At 67.1% G+C, this 16,933-nt stretch carries 15 protein-coding genes and 2 pseudogenes; 9 read left to right on the top strand and 8 right to left on the bottom strand.

The window, feature by feature from the left end; all coding sequences use genetic code 11:
• Positions 1–8: 8 nt before the first annotated feature.
• The 4 genes and pseudogenes from IHQ52_RS10710 to IHQ52_RS10695 form a co-directional block, all read left to right on the top strand.
• A pseudogene (locus IHQ52_RS10710) lies at positions 9–470 on the top strand (ATP-binding cassette domain-containing protein); the annotation flags it as partial.
• Entirely contained in the window at positions 465–1,172 is a 708-nt protein-coding gene (locus IHQ52_RS10705; protein WP_096274933.1) for a methionine ABC transporter permease, read from the top strand. The pseudogene IHQ52_RS10710 and the gene IHQ52_RS10705, both read left to right, overlap by 6 nt.
• A gap of 61 nt (positions 1,173–1,233) precedes the next feature.
• Positions 1,234–1,973, top strand: a pseudogene (locus tag IHQ52_RS10700) (MetQ/NlpA family ABC transporter substrate-binding protein).
• Between the two features lie 82 nt (positions 1,974–2,055).
• Positions 2,056–3,375 carry a YibE/F family protein gene (locus IHQ52_RS10695; protein ID WP_006434346.1) on the top strand — a complete coding sequence of 440 codons (1,320 nt, stop codon included), beginning with the start codon at positions 2,056–2,058 and terminating at the stop codon, positions 3,373–3,375.
• 7 nt (positions 3,376–3,382) lie between these two features.
• Here IHQ52_RS10695 and IHQ52_RS10690 read toward each other — a convergent pair whose 3' ends face one another.
• The 3 genes from IHQ52_RS10690 to IHQ52_RS10680 form a co-directional block, all read right to left on the bottom strand.
• On the bottom strand, positions 3,383–4,228 hold the full coding sequence (locus IHQ52_RS10690) for a serine hydrolase (RefSeq protein ID WP_096274932.1): 846 nt from the start codon (positions 4,226–4,228) through the stop codon (positions 3,383–3,385).
• Positions 4,229–4,400: 172 nt separating this feature from the next.
• Positions 4,401–5,324: a serine hydrolase gene (locus IHQ52_RS10685; RefSeq protein WP_096273655.1), complete on the bottom strand. Its 924-nt coding sequence runs from the start codon at positions 5,322–5,324 to the stop codon at positions 4,401–4,403.
• Positions 5,324–6,964, bottom strand: a complete 1,641-nt coding sequence (locus IHQ52_RS10680; RefSeq protein WP_096274931.1) for a serine/threonine-protein kinase — start codon at positions 6,962–6,964, stop codon at positions 5,324–5,326. Before IHQ52_RS10680 ends, IHQ52_RS10685 begins: the two co-directional genes overlap by 1 nt.
• A gap of 93 nt (positions 6,965–7,057) precedes the next feature.
• Between IHQ52_RS10680 and IHQ52_RS10675 the strand changes: the two genes are divergently transcribed.
• Positions 7,058–8,257 (top strand): TerD family protein, encoded by a 1,200-nt coding sequence (locus IHQ52_RS10675; protein WP_096273653.1) that lies wholly within the window; start codon positions 7,058–7,060, stop codon positions 8,255–8,257.
• 72 nt (positions 8,258–8,329) lie between these two features.
• On the opposite strand, the gene IHQ52_RS10670 is transcribed toward IHQ52_RS10675, so the two are convergent.
• The 4 genes from IHQ52_RS10670 to IHQ52_RS10655 all read right to left on the bottom strand — a co-directional run bounded on the left by IHQ52_RS10670 (position 8,330) and on the right by IHQ52_RS10655 (position 12,832).
• On the bottom strand, positions 8,330–9,574 hold the full coding sequence (locus IHQ52_RS10670; protein ID WP_096273650.1) for an SfnB family sulfur acquisition oxidoreductase: 1,245 nt from the start codon (positions 9,572–9,574) through the stop codon (positions 8,330–8,332).
• Positions 9,571–10,683: a dimethylsulfone monooxygenase SfnG gene (sfnG, locus tag IHQ52_RS10665; protein ID WP_096273648.1), complete on the bottom strand. Its 1,113-nt coding sequence runs from the start codon at positions 10,681–10,683 to the stop codon at positions 9,571–9,573. The genes IHQ52_RS10670 and sfnG overlap by 4 nt, the downstream gene beginning before the upstream one ends.
• 44 nt (positions 10,684–10,727) lie before the next feature.
• Complete coding sequence (locus IHQ52_RS10660) at positions 10,728–11,906, bottom strand: LLM class flavin-dependent oxidoreductase (RefSeq protein ID WP_096273646.1); 1,179 nt, start codon at positions 11,904–11,906, stop codon at positions 10,728–10,730.
• 266 nt (positions 11,907–12,172) lie between these two features.
• Positions 12,173–12,832 carry a TetR family transcriptional regulator gene (locus IHQ52_RS10655; RefSeq protein ID WP_096273644.1) on the bottom strand — a complete coding sequence of 220 codons (660 nt, stop codon included), beginning with the start codon at positions 12,830–12,832 and terminating at the stop codon, positions 12,173–12,175.
• A gap of 158 nt (positions 12,833–12,990) precedes the next feature.
• Here IHQ52_RS10655 and IHQ52_RS10650 point away from each other — a divergent pair, with 158 nt between their 5' ends.
• The 4 genes from IHQ52_RS10650 (at position 12,991) to IHQ52_RS10635 (ending at position 16,635) form a co-directional block, all read left to right on the top strand.
• The gene (locus tag IHQ52_RS10650; RefSeq protein WP_006434339.1) at positions 12,991–14,115 is read left to right on the top strand and encodes a ferredoxin reductase; all 1,125 of its coding nucleotides are present in this window, start codon (positions 12,991–12,993) and stop codon (positions 14,113–14,115) included.
• Positions 14,116–14,182: 67 nt separating this feature from the next.
• Positions 14,183–15,403 carry a fatty acid desaturase family protein gene (locus IHQ52_RS10645; protein ID WP_006434338.1) on the top strand — a complete coding sequence of 407 codons (1,221 nt, stop codon included), beginning with the start codon at positions 14,183–14,185 and terminating at the stop codon, positions 15,401–15,403.
• 127 nt (positions 15,404–15,530) lie between these two features.
• Entirely contained in the window at positions 15,531–16,031 is a 501-nt protein-coding gene (locus IHQ52_RS10640; protein WP_096273642.1) for a hypothetical protein, read from the top strand.
• A 106-nt stretch (positions 16,032–16,137) separates the two neighbouring features.
• On the top strand, positions 16,138–16,635 hold the full coding sequence (locus IHQ52_RS10635; protein WP_096273640.1) for a DUF4395 domain-containing protein: 498 nt from the start codon (positions 16,138–16,140) through the stop codon (positions 16,633–16,635).
• A gap of 122 nt (positions 16,636–16,757) precedes the next feature.
• On the opposite strand, the gene IHQ52_RS10630 is transcribed toward IHQ52_RS10635, so the two are convergent.
• Positions 16,758–16,928 carry a hypothetical protein gene (locus IHQ52_RS10630; protein WP_182156268.1) on the bottom strand — a complete coding sequence of 57 codons (171 nt, stop codon included), beginning with the start codon at positions 16,926–16,928 and terminating at the stop codon, positions 16,758–16,760.
• Between the last annotated feature and the right edge of the window lie 5 nt (positions 16,929–16,933).

The following is a 16,933-nucleotide window of genomic DNA, read 5'->3' as shown; positions in this document are numbered from 1 at the left end:
CCCACCACCGTGCTCGACGCCGCATCGGCACGGTCTTCCAGCCGGCCAGTCTGCTCTCGCGGCGGACCGCAGCGCAGAACGTCGCCCTTCCGCTCGAGTACCTGGGCGCGACAAAGGCTTCCACCACGTCGCGGGTCGCCGACCTGCTCGACCTGGTCGGCCTGTCCGACAAGGCGAATCTGTACCCCCATCAGCTCTCCGGCGGGCAGCCGTCGGTGCTGCTGTCGGACGAGGCCACCTCCGGACTCGACCCGGCCACCGACACCTTCCCGGAACTCCTGACCGAGGTCCGGAACGAACTCGGTCTGGCAGTCGTGTTCATCACCCACGAGATGGACACCATCGTGCGCGTCGCCGACACCGTCGGCCGACTCGACCACGGACGCATCGTCGAGCACGGACGCCTCGAGAAGTTGGTACTCGATCCCGATTCGGTTCTCGGACGCGCACTTCGACCCCGCGGCATGAGCACGATCAACCTGGCCGGCATCACCGTTCCGCTCGACGAGATCCCCGATCTGCTGCTCCCGGCGTTCGTCGACACCGTCCTGATGGTCAGCATCGTGATGGTCGTCGTCCTCGTCGTCGGCGTCCCGCTCGGCGCACTGGTCCACAACCTCGCTCCCGGTGGCCTTTTCGAGAACCGGGCGCTGCACACACCGTTGTCCTGGATCATCAGCATCGGGCGGTCGTTGCCGTTCCTGGTGTTGATGACGGCGATCATCCCGTTCACCCGCCTCGTCACCGGCACCAACATCGGCATCGCCGCGGCGGTGGTCCCGATGTCCATCGCCGGTATCGCCTTCTTCACCCGCATCGTGGAGAACTCGCTGCGGTCGGTCCCGGCGTCGACGATCGACGTGGCCCGCGCATCGGGCGGCTCCAACGCCCAGATCATCTGGAAGGCACAGGTTCCCGAGGCCCTGCCGAGCATCGTGGGTGGTCTGACCATCAACACCATCGCGATGATCGAATACTCGACCATTGCCGGCACGATCGGCGCCGGCGGCCTCGGCTACGTGGCGGTGACCTACGGCTACCAGCGCTTCGACCAGGGCGTCATGGTCGCCACGATCATCGTGCTGGTGATCACCGTGGCGTTGATCCAGCTGGCCGGCGACGCACTCGCGCGCAGCCTCAACCCGGTGACCTCCAAGCGCGTCAACCACTGACCGACGCGCCTTCACGCCAGAGCCCCTCGTCTCACTTTCACCACTCTTGAAAGGTTCACGCATGTCCCAGGACACCGGTTCCGCCACTGACGTGTCGGACAAGTCGCCCGAAACTCCGCCGCCCGCAGGCAATTCCGACATCGAGATCTCCACGCGTCGCCGCTGGCCGCTGATCGCCGGCGTCCTCGTCGTCGTCGCTGTTCTGGCCGGCGTCCTCGGCTGGCGGTTCCTCGGCTCGGATTCGACCTCCCCCAACGAGACCCCGGGTGCGACGCTCACCGTCGTCACCGCCGAGGGCAACGCCGCCGAGCAGGCGCTCGTCGAGTACATCGGCAACGAGGTCGCGCCCCGATACGGGATCAAGGTCGCCTTCAAGGGGCTCGCCGACTCGACCACGCTCAACCGCGCAGTCAGCGACGGTGCCTGTGGCTGCTGGAGCGCGCCGGCCTGATCACCCTCAAACCGGGCATCGACAAGTGGACGGCGACCCAGAAGGACATCACCACCAACCCGCGCAACCTGCAGTTCGTGCTGCTCGACTTCGCCGCTCAGTCCCGGTCGCTGGCCGATCTCGACGCGACCGTCGGCTACACCGAGTACTACCCGGCCGCGAACATCCCGATCGAGAAGCAGATCTACGCTCCCCCGGCCCCCGACGAGTTCGCCGGACAGCTCACCATCGGCACCGAGTGGGAGAACACCGACAACATCAAGAACCTCGTAGCCGCGTTCAAGGATCCCGCGGTGCAGGAATTCCTGCGCACCGATCCGCAGGTGAAGAACATTCTCCTGCCCTTGTAGGCCACCATTCCGTGACGCGTGTTCACACCGGGCGCCCGGGTCGCACACCACGACCCGGGCGCTTACGCATAGGCTCACCGGCGTGGAGCGCACACATCACGGTCATTCACATTCGCTGACCGACATCTCCCACATGCTGTCCCCGTTCGCGCGGTGGCTGGTCATCGGGACCCTGGCGGTCACCGCGGTGGCTGTGACGATCGGAATGATCGTTCTCTGGCCGTCGGATTCCGAGCATCCGGTGCCCACGCAGTTCCGGGCGGCCGACGGCGGCTCGATCCAGACGGTCGACGGCGAGGTCGTCGACCAGTTCCGCGCGAACTGTCTCAACCCGGCGGCGGGGTCGGTGCTCGAGACCGCCGACATCCCCGTCAACCCGGTCGCCGGCGGGCCCTGCATCCTGAACGCGGTCCGCATCGACTCGGGTGAGGCCGCCGGCCGGTACACGGTGTTGGAGATCCCCACGAAGGGTGCACAGTCGGGGACCGAACCGGGACCCGAGGGCACGCCGACCCCGGGCGCGAGCGACGAGCCGCAGGCCGGTCAGCCGACGCTCCACGTCGGCGATGCGATCCGGCTCTCGACGGTGCCCGGACCGGAAGGCAATCGGTACACCTTCTTCGACTTCCAGCGCGGCACGGCCACGATCGTCTGGGCGATCCTCTTCATCGCGGCAATCGTGCTGGTCGCGGCGTGGCGCGGATTCCGCTCGATCCTCGGCCTCGCCTTCGCCTTCGTCGTCCTCGGCGGGTTCACCCTGCCGGCCATCCTCGATGGATCATCCCCGGTCGCGGTGGCGGTGGTGTCGTCGGCGGCGATCCTGTTCGTGGTGCTCTACCTCGCACACGGCGTCAGCCTCCGTACGAGTTCGGCCCTGCTCGGCACGTTGACCTCACTGCTGATGGCCGGCCTGTTGAGCTGGCTGGCGATCGAGACGATGAACCTGACCGGTTTGTCCGGCGACCAGACCACCAATCTGCAGGTCTATCAGGGCAACATCTCGGTCAGCGGTCTACTGCTGGCCGGATTCATCATCGGCACGCTCGGCGTCCTCAACGACGTGACGATCACCCAGGCGTCCGCGGCCTTCGAACTGGCCGCCGCGGGCGAACCGACCCGGCTCGCGACCTTCAAGGCCGCGATGCGCGTGGGACGCGACCACATCGCGAGCACCGTCTACACCCTGGTCTTCGCCTACGCCGGCAGCGCCCTGCCGCTGATGCTGCTCTTCTCGGTCGCCCAGCAACCCCTCGGAGGTCTGCTCACCACTGACGTGGTGGCCGTCGAACTCGCGCGGTCCTTCGTCGGCGGTATCGCGATCGCCTTGTCGGTTCCGCTGACCACCGCGATCGCCGCGGCCCTCTGCCGACCGGCGGGCATGCCGTCACCCGCGGCGAGCTGAGGGGAGTTCAGCACCGTCCCTTGGGCAGTTCGACCAGGTTCTTGCCGAGCCAGTTGCCCAGTCGCGTGAGCATCTTGGTGCCGTCGGTGAACGACCCGCTGCGTGGGATCGCCGCCATCGAGACCGCGACCTGGCCGTCGACTGTGCTGATGATGCCGAGCTGACGCACGAGATGACCACCGGTTCTGGACGTGGCCGGACCCCAGCCGCCCTTGACGGCGGTCACCGCCCCCTTGTTCCGGCCGACCCTGGCGATGCCCCACTGCTGGTTCGGGGCGACGTCGCTCATCAGCCGGATGATGTGTTCGCTGCCGGGCAGGCAGGGCAGATGCGCGCCGAACAGGGCCTGGTCGCGCAGAGCCCAGGAGGTGTATCCCGGATACGACGCCGGGGTGTCGATCTCCGAGGAGACGTGCGTCCGGGTGTCGTGTCCTTCGCGCAGCACGGCGGTCACCGCGTCGACGGAGGCGCGCCCGCCGCCGAGTGCTCCCCACAGTTCGCCCGCGGCGTCGTTGTCGGAGAAGGTGATCGCCTTGTCCTCCATCCTTGCGACGGCGGGACCGCGCTCGCGTTGGGCGGCCAGCGAAACCGGAACCTTCATCGTCGACCACGCCCGGCCCGCCTTGAGCGATCCCAGCGAGATGACCTGGTCGCTGCCGACCGGCACGATGGCGACACCCAGCTGGCCGGGCAGTGACTTCTTCATCGACTTCTGGAGTGCGGCATAGCTCTTCGCCAGCTTCTTGTCGACCGGTTCCGGTGGCGTGAACCAGGACGCGAACGGCTCGGGCAGCGGCGGCAGCGCCGGGAGCGGAACCGCGTTCGCGCTTCCGGCACCGACGACGAGGGACATCATCACAGCACCGACGACCAGCGCACACCGAGTCACAACTTTCACAGTATTCTCCTGAGTCACTTTAGACACACGAGAGTAGTGCCGCGGCCGGCCGGGTGACCAGCTCGTATACCCAATCGGGACCTTGCTGCGACCGGCATCACGCCGACGGCGACGGCGGAATTCGGTCTCAGGCGGCACACCGGCCGCGTGGCAGCCGGGTCATGTTGGTGTCGAGCCAGGCGGCCACCGCGTTCAGCGCCGCGATCCCGCCGGTCATCGACCCGCCGACCGCACTCATCGCCACCGCGGTGCGCTGACCGTCACGAAAGGTGAACAGGCCGATCTGACGCACGAGATACCCCGCTGACATGCCGGGACCCCAGCCGCCTTTCACGGCCGTCGCGCGAGGCGCGGACATCACCTCGACGCCCCACTGCTGATTCCCGGCGACCTCACCCATCAGCGAGAGCACCGACCGCGCCCCCTCGAGACACGGGAGATGGGCGGTGAATGTCGCAGCGTCGGGCAATGCCCAGATCGTCTGACCGAAGATCGTGTACCCCGGCCGACGCTGTGTGGCCGGGACGACGGTGGTGGTGTCACCTCCGTCGCGCAGCACCGCGGTGACCGCGTCGGCGGCGCTCTGTCCGCCGCCCAGCGACGACCACAATGCCTCGGCGGAACCGTTGTCGGAGTTGATGATCGCCGCACCAGCGGCCGGGCTGGGTCCGTTCTGGCGTTCGGCGGCGACCGCGAGCGGCACCTTGATCGTCGACCATGCGACCTGCGGTGTGGTGTCCCCCAGGGTCAGTGCGGGGACCGCATCGCCGCCGACCGGCGCGATCGCGATGCCGACGGTCAGCCCGGTCGACGACGCGACCTTGCGGAAGCTCGCGGCCAGCGCGCCGTACGAGGCGGGGACCGGTGGCGCCGGGCTCCCCGCCCCGTGCTGGCCCGGTGTGGGCTGGACCGGGGTCGAGGGTGTCGACGTCACAGTCACGGTGACCGGTGTGATCGGGGCGGGGTCGGCGGACGTCGTACAACCGGCGGTGACCGCCACGACGAATCCGAGCGCGACCGCCACGGACCTGATCGTCTGCGTGGTCCTCATCAGTAGATGTGCACCACCGCGTCGTTCCCGCCGCGGCATGCCACGATCGCCCCCTCCGGGACGCAGCTCATCGCATACGACTGCCCCGTGACGGGACTCGCCGCGGTCACCACGCGTGGGGAACGGTCTTGTCCCACACTGAAGTACGCGTCTCGAACCGCGAAGGCGAACGGGCAGCTCGTCACCGATGTCCCCACGCCGACGGTCGCGTCGCACGGCGCGGACCCCGGCGGTGGCGCCGCGGGAGCGCGCGGCCCCTGGGGTGCGTTCTCGACGGTCGGCGGCGGCGCGACGGTCTCGGTGATCGTCGGGGTGGTCGGGTCGGCGACCTGTTCCGAACTGTCGCCCCCTGAACCCGCGAGGAGGACGCCCACGACGACGGCGATGCCCACGAGGACAACCGCGATCAGCCCGAGGAGGATCGGGATCGCCGCCGAGCGCCGTTGCCGGGGCTGTCCATAGGCCGGCGGATAACCGGGTGGCGGTCCGTATGCGCTCGGGTACTGCTGAGCTGACGAGAACTGCTGCGGCTCAACATGATACGCGGGTGCGGACATCTGCTGTGACGCGCCGAAGGTCTGTGGCCCGGAGAGCTGTCGGGTGCCGGATCCGCCCCACTCAGGGTGTGACTCGGGATACGACTGGGGTGCCGATACCTGCTGCGGACCGGACATCTGTGGTCCCGCAGCGGTCTCGGGGCCGGTCGTCTGGCGGATCTGGGTCGGCTCGTACGCCGGTTCGACCGGGGCGATGACGGTGTGGGGCGCCTTGATGATGCTTGTCGCCGAGTCTGCTGCGGGTCCGGCGTCCGGGTCGCCGGACAACGCCGCGCGGGCAGCGCGAGCCAGCTCCCGCGCCGATTCGTAGCGTTCGGACGGTTCGGCGGCGAGACCTGTCCGGAGGACAGCATCCATCGCCTCCGGGACGTCGGCGTTGACCGAGCTCGGCGCCGGCGGGGGCGACAGGACCGCTGCCTTGATAGCGGCGCTCACGGTCTTCGCGGGATGTGGCACCTGGCCGGTGAGGCACTCGAACAGCACGCACGCGAGGCTGTAGATGTCGCTCGCCGGACCCGGCGACGCCGCGTCGAACAGCTCGGGCGCCATGTACGCGATCGAACCGACGGCGGTACCCGTCTGCGTGAGGTGCGTGTCGTCGGCGCCGTGGGCGATACCGAAATCGACGAGGTAGGCGAAGTCGTTGGCATCGACGAGGACGTTCTCCGGCTTGATGTCCCGGTGCATCAACCCCTCGGTGTGGGCGGCATCGAGTGCCGCGGCCACCTGCTCGACGATCGAGACCGCCCGTGCCGGCTCGAGCCGCGTCTCGCGGCTGAGCAGGGCCCGCAGGTCTTCGCCGGCGACGAGGCGCATGTCGATGAAGAGCACGCCCTCGATCTCGCCCCAGTCGTGGATCGGGATGACGTGTGGCTCACCCAGTCGCGCCGCGGCGTGCGACTCCCGGCGGAATCGCTCCTGGTACATGGTGTCGTCCGCGAGACCTGGGTTGAGCAGTTTCAGCGCGACGGTACGGTCCTTGGCGGTGTCGTATGCCCGGTAGACCTCTCCCATGCCGCCCCGCCCCAACAGTGCGTCGAGACGATAGGGCCCGAACTGCGTGCCGACCCGGCTTCCTGACATACCGAGCAGCATAAGCCGACCGACTGACACTTCTCTGTCGCCCGGACGATCGCATTCGGACGCCGACGGCGACCGATGACTACCCTGTGCACCATGCCCTCGCTGACCAAAGGCCAGAACGGCCCGCTGTCGACCTCCCAGATCGTCGTCTCCGTCGAACTCGCGACCGCCGCCGACGTGTCGGCACTGCTGGTGACCGACCGCGGCGTCGTGCGCAGCGACAACGACTTCGTCTTCTACAACCAGCCCACCGGTCCGGGTGTTTCGCTGCAGCAGGCGCCCAACGGTCCGGCGCGACTGCACATCTCGACCAACGAGATCCCCGCGGACATCGACGCCGTCCGTGCCGTCATCACCCTCGACGACACGAGCTCCACGTTCGGCCGGTTCGCGCCGCCGATCGCGCGGGTGACCGACGGCGGCGGACGCGAACTCTACGACTTCACCGTCACCGGCCTCACGACGGAATCCGTCGTCATCGCCCTCGAGGTCTACCGGCGCAACCTCGACTGGAAGGTGCGCGCCGTCGGGCAGGGATATGCCGGCGGGTTCGCCGATCTCGTCCGTGACCACGGTGTCAGCGTCGACGAGGAGCCGACTCCCGCACCCGTGCAGACCACGCCGACCTATTCGCCGCCCGCCGCTCCCCCACCTGCTTCGACTCCCCCGCCTGCTCCCACGCCGCCACCCGCTCCACCTCGGGCACCGGAGATCAGCCTGAGCAAGGATCGTCCGGTCAGCCTCACCAAGGGCCAGAAGGTCACGCTGCGCAAGGAGGGTGGCGTCAAGCTCACCAACATCCGCATGGGCCTCGGCTGGGACCCGGTACGCGGAGGATTCGGCCGCGGCGGGTCGATCGACCTCGACGCGTCGGTGCTGATGTTCTCCGGCGGCCAGTGCGTCGAGACCGTGTACTACGGCCACCTCAACAGCAAGGACCGTTCGGTCCTGCACTCGGGCGACAACCTGACCGGCGAGGGCGAGGGCGACGACGAGGTCATCCGCGTTGCGCTGCAGTCGGTTCCGGCCCGCATCGACGCACTGATGTTCATCGTCACGTCCTACCGCGGCCACACCTTCGAGAAGATCGAGAACGCCTACTGCCGTCTCGTCGACGAGACGACGTCAGCCGAACTCGCCCGCTACACCCTCAAGGGCGGCATGCCGTTCACCGCCGTCGCGATGGCGGTCATCGGCCGCGACGGCGATGAATGGAAGCTACGGGCGATCGGCGAGGGATTCGACGCCAAGACCCCGAAGAAGGCGCTCTCACACGTGGGCAAATACCTGTAGAAGAGCAGAATCGCGTTGCGCTTGATCCCGGGAGCCGGGATCAAACGCAACGCGATTCTGCTACAGGCGAATTCAGATCACGCCGTGCAGCGGCGGATCCTCCCCACGGAGCAGCCAGCGCCCGATGTGCTGGTACTTCCACCGGACCGGGTCGTGCAGAGTGTGCGTCCGGGCGTCACGCCAGTAGCGATCGAGCCCGGTCCCGGCCGCGGCACTGCGGGTTCCGCTCACCTCGAAGAGCGCCGACGCGACCGGCGCCGCGACCCGGTCGGCCACGGCCTTGGCACGCGCCACCGCGATCGACGCCTCGGCGACGAGTTCACGCGGCGCGCCTGCCGAGCCGTCGACGGCCTCGTCGACCCTGCGACCCGCGGCGACGAGCATCGCCTCGGCAGTTGCGACGTCGACCTCGAGTTCACCGAAACGCTGGACCACCAGCGGATCGTCGACCGCCCGGTCGACACCCGCCTCGAACCACGGACGGGCCTTGGTCCGCACGAACTCGACCGCCGCGGTCAGCGCACCCCGAGCGATGCCCACATCGATCGCGACGTGGAGCAACTGCGCGTACGCGCCGTACGCGGTGGGTGCCGACGTCGCCGACGCGCGCGCCACGAGGTCGGCCGCGGTCACTCCGACACCCGAGAATCGGACGGTTCCCGAACCGGTGGTCCGCTGCCCCACGGCATCCCAGTCGTCGATGATCTCCACACCGGGCGCATTCGCGGGGATGAAGGCCACATATTCACCTGGTGCGAGGTCGCCGGCCGCCACATCGAGCTTCGCCAGGACGGCGAGCGTGTGCGCGAACAGCGAACCCGTGCAGTAGAACTTCTCACCCTCGAGGACGAACCGCCCACCGTCGCCGTCGATCGGGGTCAGACGGGTCGAGATGTCCGCGATGGTCTTGCCGCCGCGCTCCGACTGCGCGTTGGCCACCCGGCCACCGGCCAGGACATCGGTGAAGATGCGCTCGGCCAACGCATCTCCCGCGGAGAGGCGCACCAGGTTGAGGTAGACGAAATGACTGTGCGGGATCTGCGCAATGCTGGGATCGGCGGCGGCAAGTATCGAGACGACCTCGGCCAGCACACTCGGCGACACGTCGAGCCCACCGAACCGTGCGGGCACCGTCAACGCGAGAAGACCCGACGCCGACAGGCGATCGATCTCGGCGAACGGCAGGCGGCGGTCGCGATCGCGCTCGCCTGCACCGGCCGCGAACGTCGCAGCGAGTTCCCTTGCGACGGAGAGAGCTTTGGCCGTCGATTGGATCCGGCTCGCCGATTCGGGTCGGGCCTGACTTACAGCCGTCACAGAACTGCTGCGGGGGTCAGCGATGCCTCGAGTTCGCGCACGAGCGGGAGCACCTTCTCGCCGAAGTACTCGATCTCCTCCTGGAAATGCAGGAAGCCGCCGAGAATGAGGTCGACGCCGAGACGCTTGTAGGCGACGATGCGCTCGGCGATCTGCTCCGGGGTACCGATCAGCTGCGTCTTGAAGCCGTCGTTGTACTGGACGAGGTCCTCGAACTTCGAGTCCGCCCACATGCCCTTCTTGTCACCGGTCGAGTTGCCGGCCTGCTGTACGGCATCCCGGAAACCTTCCACCGCAGGACGATTCGCCTTCTCGACGATCTCGCGCAGGGTGTCGCGGGCTTCCTTCTCGGTGTCGCGGGCGATGATGAAGCCGTTGAGGCCGAACTTCACCGAACGGTTGTGGGCCTGCGCGACGGCGCGCAGGTCGTCGAGCTGCTCGGTGACGCCGTCGAAGTCCTTGCCGTTGGAGAAGTACCAGTCCGCGAAGCGGCCGCCGTTGCTGCGGGCCGCGGTGGAGTTGCCGCCCTGGAAGAGCTCCGGGTTCGGACGCTCGGGGGTGTTGAGCGGCTTCGGCTTCAGCGTGAAGTCGTGGATTCGGTAGAAGTCGCCGCGGTAGTCGACGTTGTCCTCGGTCCAGATCTTGCGGATGACCTCGAGGAACTCGCCGCTGCGGCGATAGCGCTCGTCGTGTTCGAGCCACGGCTCACCGAGGTGGGTGAACTCGTCCTTGAACCAGCCGCTGACCACGTTGATCGCGAAACGGCCCTTGGACAGGTGGTCGGCGGTGGCGCCGAGCTTGGCGAGGACCGCCGGATGCCACAGGCCCGGATGCACGGCGGCGATCACCTTCAGCCGCTGCGTCGCGAGCAGCAGGGCGAGGCTGAAACTGGTCGACTCGTGCTGGTATTCGGCGCCGTAGCTCGCCTCGTAACGGACCTGCGAGAGGGCGTACTCGAAGCCGTTGTTCTCCGCGGTCCGGGCGAGCTTGATGTTGTAGTCGTAGTCCCAGCTCGTGCGCTGTTCGATGGTGCTGGTGACCAGACCGCCACTGACGTTCGGCACCCAATAGGCGAACTTGATCTGGTCCGCGATGGATTCGGTGGACATGGTGTTACCTCCGCAGGTGGATTCTCAGGTGGAACGTGGATCGATCAGGACGATGCGGCCTGCAGGCGCGGCAGGAACGCGGTACGGACCTCTTCGCTCGGACGGGCGTCGGCCGCGTCGAGCAGACCGCGTCGAGCCAGCGCGGGTCGGACGCCTTCACCGAAGTGGTAGGCCTCCTCGAGGTGCGGGTATCCGGACAGGATGAAGTGGTCGAGTCCGAGGGACGCGTACTCGCCGATCAGCTCCGCGACCTCGTCGTAGGAACCGACGAGCGCGGTGCCGGCACCGCCGCGCACCAGGCCGACGCCGGACCAGACGCCCGGGTGGATCTCCAGCGAACGCGGGTCGGTCGAACCCTCGAAAGCTGCTCCGCGACCATGCAGTTCGGACATACGACGCTGACCTTCCGACTCCGACTGCGCGAGGTTCCGCTGAGCGGCGGCGACCTGAGCGGGATCGAGATTGTCGAGAAGGCGTTCCGCCTCGGCCCAGGCCTGCTCGGAGGTCTCCCGGGCGATGACGTGGAAGCGGATGCCGTGATCGAGCGTCCGGCCCTGCGCAGCGGCGAGTCCGTTGATCCAAGCGATCTTCTCGGAGACGGCTTCCGGCCGCTCGCCCCAGGTCAGGTAGGTGTCGGCATATCTGGCTGCCACGTCACCCGCGGCCGGCGACGAGCCGCCGAAGAAGACCGGCGGGGTCGGGGTCGGGCGACGGCCGAGCAGCGCGTTCTCGACACGCAGGTGCTTGCCGACGAAGTCGACGGGCTCCTCGTCGGTCCACAGGCGGCGGATGATCTCCAGGTACTCCGCGCAGCGCTCATAGCGCGCGTTCTTGGCCAGGAAATCGCCGAAGGCGCGCTGCTCACTGGACTCGCCACCGGTGACGACGTTGATCAGGAGACGGCCTTCGGAATGCCACTGGAAGGTCGCCGACATCTGGGCGGCGAGCAGCGGGGAGATGAGTCCGGGACGGAAGGCGATCAGGAACTTCAGGCTCTCCGTCGCGTCGATGAGTGCCGCAGTGGTCAGCCACGCGTCCTCACACCACAGTCCCGCCGGGGTCAGTACCGCTTCGAAGCCGTTGATTTCGGCCGCGGCCGCGAGCTGCTTGAGGTATCGAAGGTCGGCCGGCCGGTCCCCGTTCATCTGGCTGCCGTGCCCGCCCGCGATCAGGTTGCGGGAGTCACCGTAGGTGGGCAGGAACCAGTGGAAATGCAGAGACACCGCGGAGGCACCTTTCGTCGTGGAGCAGAAGGGGTGGAGCGGCAGGTGCGATCGGCAGCGCGGACCGAGGGACCCGCACCGCGAAACACATGTCGGCGACAAGTGTCGAACACCGGCGAGACACCAGGCCACAGTTGAAATCTCTGTGACGCCAAGTGGACAACGGTCCGCAGTGTTCGGTAACGACTGCGTTCACGCAGGTCACGGGCAGGACGACGGTCGCATGCGCGTCACCGGGCCGGTCACGCCCTACTCAGAGGGACGCCCTACTCAGACGGACGCCACTGCCCCATGCCGAGAAACACCATCACCAACTGGCGTTCGGTGCGCTCGACGATCTCCTTCTCGACGCCGCGACCGCGGTACTCGCCGTCGAGCAGGTCGGCGACCGCGGTCAGCATGATCGTGACGATGAGTTCGGCGGCGATCTCGAGGTCTTCGGGTTGCCAGGGCGCGAGGTCCGGAATCCGGGCGAGGTCGATGGTCAGCTCTTTGGAGAAGAGCCGGAGCTCGGTGTCGATGGCGCGGCGGATCTCCGCGATACCGCCGTGCTGCTCGCGAATGAGGAATCGGAACTGCGACTCGTTCTCGCGAACGTGACGCAACAGGATGTCGAGGGAGTTCTTCGCGGTCGGCATCGCCTCGCGAGCCGCGAGATCGCGCCGACCCTCTCGGAGTGCGCGACGCAGAACCCGCATCGAATCCTCGACGACGGTGACCCCGAGGTCCTCCATCGAGGCGAAGTGCCGGTAGAAGGCCGTGGGCACGATCCCCGCACCGCGGGCGACCTCGCGCAGGCTGATGCTGCCGAAGCTGCGCTCACCGACCAGGGACCTCGTCGTGTCGAGGAGCGCCTGGCGCGTCTGGTTCTTCTTGTCCGCACGCGTCTGCGCATCGCGCTGGCTCGAACTCCGCGTGCGTGTCACAGAGTCGAGTGTATTCGCCGGCGCGCGCCGCCCGGACCGCGACCTCCCATCGACAGTGACGGCCGTCACAGGGATTTCCGCTTGACGCTCCCGGGCGGCCACGTGTCACACTCGTTTGTGTACACATGTACACCGAATCATGCGAACGGAGCCCTTTCATGAGCATTCGCACACCCCATACCCCGACCCGGGGCACCGCCGCCGGCAGCCCCGGCCGCTGGAACCGCCTGGTCGGATCGATCGTCGAGGCGGCACTGTCCCCGCATCCGGTCGACCGCTATCTCGAACTGCTCGACCCCATGCTCACCTGGCGCGACCTGCGCGGCGAGATCGTGCGGGCCGAGCACCCGACGCCCCGCACGGTGCGTCTCACCATCCGTCCGACCCGCCAATGGCAAGGACACCGTGCCGGACAGTTCGTGCAGCTCAGCGTCGTCATCGACGGCGTTCGGCACACCAGGTGCTTCTCTCCGGCGAATGCCGCCACCGGTCCCGACGGCGACATCGAACTCACCATCACCGCCAACGACGACGGCCTCGTCTCCAAGCATCTGGGCGCACACGCCCGGCCGGGTGACGTCGTCGGACTGTCCCAGGCCGACGGCGACTTCGTACTACCGGAGACCGACCCCACCTCGGCCGTCTTCATCAGCGGCGGCAGCGGCGTTACACCTGTGCTCTCAATGTTGAGGACGCTGGTGGCCCGAGGGTACGCCGGACCGATCACTTTCGTGCATTACGCTCGCACCGCCTCGGAGGTCGCGTACCGCGACGAACTCGTCGCGCTGGCGTCCGCACATCCCAACATCGACCTACGGGTACACCACACCCGTGACGATCGCGACGGTCACTTCACCGCCGCTCACCTCGACGACGTCCCCGGTCTGGCCGACGCCGACGTCTTCGTCTGCGGACCGCGGGCCCTGATGGATGCCGTCGCCGAGGTACATGCCGCGCTCGGCATCTCGCAGCCACTGCACAGCGAGGCGTTCACTCTGACCCCGACGACAGTCGTCGACCCGGATTCGGTCGAGGGCGAACTCACGTTCTCCCGGTCGGGCACCACGGCGACCAACGACGGTCGCCCGATCCTCGACCAGGCCGAGGCCGCCGGGCTCACCCCGGAGTCCGGTTGCCGCATGGGGATCTGCTTCTCGTGCACCGCCGTCAAGAAATCGGGGTGCACCCGCAACGTGCTGACCGGCGAGACCGACACCGAGTCCGACACACAGATCCAACTGTGCATCAACGCCCCGGTCGGCTCCGTCGACATCGAACTCTGACGGTCGACGATCACCCTATCCCGCTGACCACCACCCATTCCCTCTCCTACCCAGCAGGAGGCACACCATGACCATCGACATCGAAAAGGCCGCCCGCAAGGCGCCCACCGAGAACCTGCCGGCCCTGCGCGCCGCCGAGAAGACCTCGGACAACAACACACCCGCAGACCCCAACACCGTCGTCCTGTCCTACGAGCAGGTCGAGGCCCTGGGACGCGACCTCGACGAACTGCGCTCCCGCATCGTCGCCGATCTCGGCCAGAAGGACCGCGACTACCTGTACTCCGTCATCCGCGCCCAGCGAGGATTCGAGATCGGTGGTCGCGCACTGATGTACCTCGGGTTCTTCCCTCCGGCGTGGGTCGCCGCCGTCGGCGCACTCTCGGTGTCGAAGATCCTCGACAACATGGAGATCGGCCACAACGTGATGCACGGCCAGTACGACTGGATGCGTGAGGACACCTACAACTCCCGCGAATTCGAGTGGGACACCGTGTGTCCGGCCGACCAGTGGAAGCACAGCCACAACTACCTGCACCACACGTTCACCAACATCATCGGCGAGGACCGCGACATCGGTTACGGCATCCTGCGGATGGCGCGTGACCAGAAGTGGAATCCCTACTACCTGGGCAACCTCGGCTATGCGACCGCCCTCATGCTCCTCTTCGAGTGGGGCGTCATGCTCCATGACCTGGAGGCGGAGAACGTGATCCAGGGCAAGCGCAAGTGGAGTGACATCAAGGGCCTGGTGAAAGGCATGTGGCGCAAGGCAGGCCGGCAGGTCCTCAAGGACTACGTCGTCTTCCCGGCGCTGACCGGCCCGCTGTTCGTTCCGACGCTCGTCGGCAACGCCGCCGCCAACCTGGTGCGCAACGTCTGGACGTACTCGATCATCTTCTGCGGCCACTTCCCCACCGGGGCACAGACTTTCACCTCGGAGGAATGCCAGAACGAGACCCGCGGACAGTGGTACCTGCGGCAGATGCTCGGCTCGGCCAACATCACCGGCAGCCCCCTGTTCCACATCATGAGCGGCAACCTGTCCCACCAGATCGAACACCACCTGTTCCCGGACATCCCCGCGAGCCGCTACCCGTCGATGTCCGCCGAGGTCCAAGAGATCTGCGAGCGCTACGGATTGCCGTACAACACCGGCTCGCTCAGTCACCAGCTGGCGTCGACCTGGAAGAAGATCGCAAAGCTGTCGCTGCCCAACTGGATGACCCGCGACGACGACGATCTGACCGTCATCGTCGAGCGCGAGAAGCCCGTTTCTGCTGCCTGACCAGCGCATTTTAGGAATCGTTTGATCAGCTGGTCCCGAGGGTACCCTCGGGACCAGCCGCACGTACGGCCGTGCGCGGACACTCACACGCGGGGACACACACCCTTCAGCACCCAGGGGGTTAGAGATGGTCGACAGCATCGAACGCAACAAGGACCTGTTCCAGGAACTGATCGAGTCGACGGCCACGCACGTCGGCCGGATCGCGACGATCATCACCGGCGCCGTAGCCGGTGTCACCCGCGAGATCGGGGAGATCGTCACCGACGGGTTCGAGATGCGTGAGGCCGCACGTAAGGCAAAGGCCGACGAGCGGGCCCGAGGCGGCGATTGGGAGATCATCGACGCCGAGTTCGCCTACGCCGAGGCGATCAAAGACGCCGACATGTCGGCGCCCTTCTCCGAATCCGAGCAGGCACGCAAAGTGACAGGAGTGGACATGGACGAGGTTCCCGACCGCATCGACGTCGGCGAGCAGACCGGAATCGACCAGGAGGGCGAGATCTCCCGTGAGGCCGAACTCGCCAACGACGGTGGTGTCACAGATCAGGACGAACCCGACGTAGCCGACCCGCGGGAGATCGCGGCCGAGGAACCCCGCATCGCACCTGACACCGATCATTTGTGAGACAGAACTCACCTCTGTTGCGATCTGGGTGAATACAACCTTTGCCAAAGCGCGGGCTCACCCGTAACTTGGTCCTGGTTTTCCTAGTTCATGGAGGTTTCTGTCGATGTCGGTGCGTGAGGTTCTCACCTTTCCCAACCCCGTGAACGACTATGCGGCCCGGACCACCGCCGGCCTGGTTGTCGTCCTCGCGATCATCGCGGTCGCGGTCAACGAACCGATCGTCTACGGCCTTCTGGCCCTCGGCTTCGCGCTGCGCGTGGCGTCGGGTCCGACGCTCTCCCCTTTCGGTCAGCTCTCGGTGAAGTTCATCGTCCCGAAGATCGTCCGCAAGGAGAAGCTCGTCCCGGGTCCGCCGAAGCGTTTCGCCCAGGCCATCGGCCTGGTGGTCAGCGGTGTCGCGTTCGTGCTCAGCCTGTTCGGTTTCGGCCTGGCCGCACAGCTCGCCACCGGCATCCTGATCGCCGCCGCGACACTCGAATCGGTCTTCGGATTCTGCCTCGGTTGCACCATCTTCGGTTTCCTGCAGCGTGAAGGCATCATCCCCGAGTCGGTCTGCGAGGCGTGCAACAACATCTCGCTGCGGAACCCCGCAGCCGTCTGACACGCAAACCCCCCTCTTTTCGGCAGAATCACCACCCCGCGAGGTGGTGATTCTGCCGAAAAGGGGTGGGTTTACATCCGCTCCCTGAGGAGCCCGGAGCTTGCGGAGGGCGTCTCGAAGGGTTAGTCCTTCACCGCGCGGTCGGGCACGGTCATCGCCATCATCATGATCTCGGTCTCGCTGTAGTCCCGGCCGGGATGTTCGGCCGCCAGATGGGCCTGGACCTTGGGGACGAAGTCGTCCTCGAGTGCGGTGATGGACTCGCCACAGGGGCAGTGCAGGTTGTATGCCATGCGTC

The sequence above is a fragment of the Gordonia amicalis genome (genome assembly GCF_022059885.1).
GTDB classification, from domain to species: Bacteria; Actinomycetota; Actinomycetes; order Mycobacteriales; family Mycobacteriaceae; genus Gordonia; species Gordonia amicalis.
The sequence above is the reverse complement of the archived record's forward strand: the minus strand, read 5'-3'. Positions and strand labels throughout refer to the sequence as shown.

What these genes read in the sequence shown, in the direction of transcription:
- IHQ52_RS10680 (WP_096274931.1), bottom strand. Translation starts at nt 6,964, where the DNA reads ATGTCAGGAAGCCGGGTCGGCACGCAGTTCGGGCCCTATCGTCTCGAC.
- IHQ52_RS10640 (WP_096273642.1), top strand. Translation starts at nt 15,531, where the DNA reads ATGGTCGACAGCATCGAACGCAACAAGGACCTGTTCCAGGAACTGATC.
- IHQ52_RS10650 (WP_006434339.1), top strand. Translation starts at nt 12,991, where the DNA reads ATGAGCATTCGCACACCCCATACCCCGACCCGGGGCACCGCCGCCGGC.
- sfnG (WP_096273648.1), bottom strand. Translation starts at nt 10,683, where the DNA reads ATGTCCACCGAATCCATCGCGGACCAGATCAAGTTCGCCTATTGGGTG.
- IHQ52_RS10675 (WP_096273653.1), top strand. Translation starts at nt 7,058, where the DNA reads ATGCCCTCGCTGACCAAAGGCCAGAACGGCCCGCTGTCGACCTCCCAG.
- IHQ52_RS10685 (WP_096273655.1), bottom strand. Translation starts at nt 5,324, where the DNA reads ATGAGGACCACGCAGACGATCAGGTCCGTGGCGGTCGCGCTCGGATTC.
- IHQ52_RS10630 (WP_182156268.1), bottom strand. Translation starts at nt 16,928, where the DNA reads ATGGCATACAACCTGCACTGCCCCTGTGGCGAGTCCATCACCGCACTC.
- IHQ52_RS10635 (WP_096273640.1), top strand. Translation starts at nt 16,138, where the DNA reads ATGTCGGTGCGTGAGGTTCTCACCTTTCCCAACCCCGTGAACGACTAT.
- IHQ52_RS10705 (WP_096274933.1), top strand. Translation starts at nt 465, where the DNA reads ATGAGCACGATCAACCTGGCCGGCATCACCGTTCCGCTCGACGAGATC.
- IHQ52_RS10690 (WP_096274932.1), bottom strand. Translation starts at nt 4,228, where the DNA reads ATGTCCCTCGTCGTCGGTGCCGGAAGCGCGAACGCGGTTCCGCTCCCG.
- IHQ52_RS10645 (WP_006434338.1), top strand. Translation starts at nt 14,183, where the DNA reads ATGACCATCGACATCGAAAAGGCCGCCCGCAAGGCGCCCACCGAGAAC.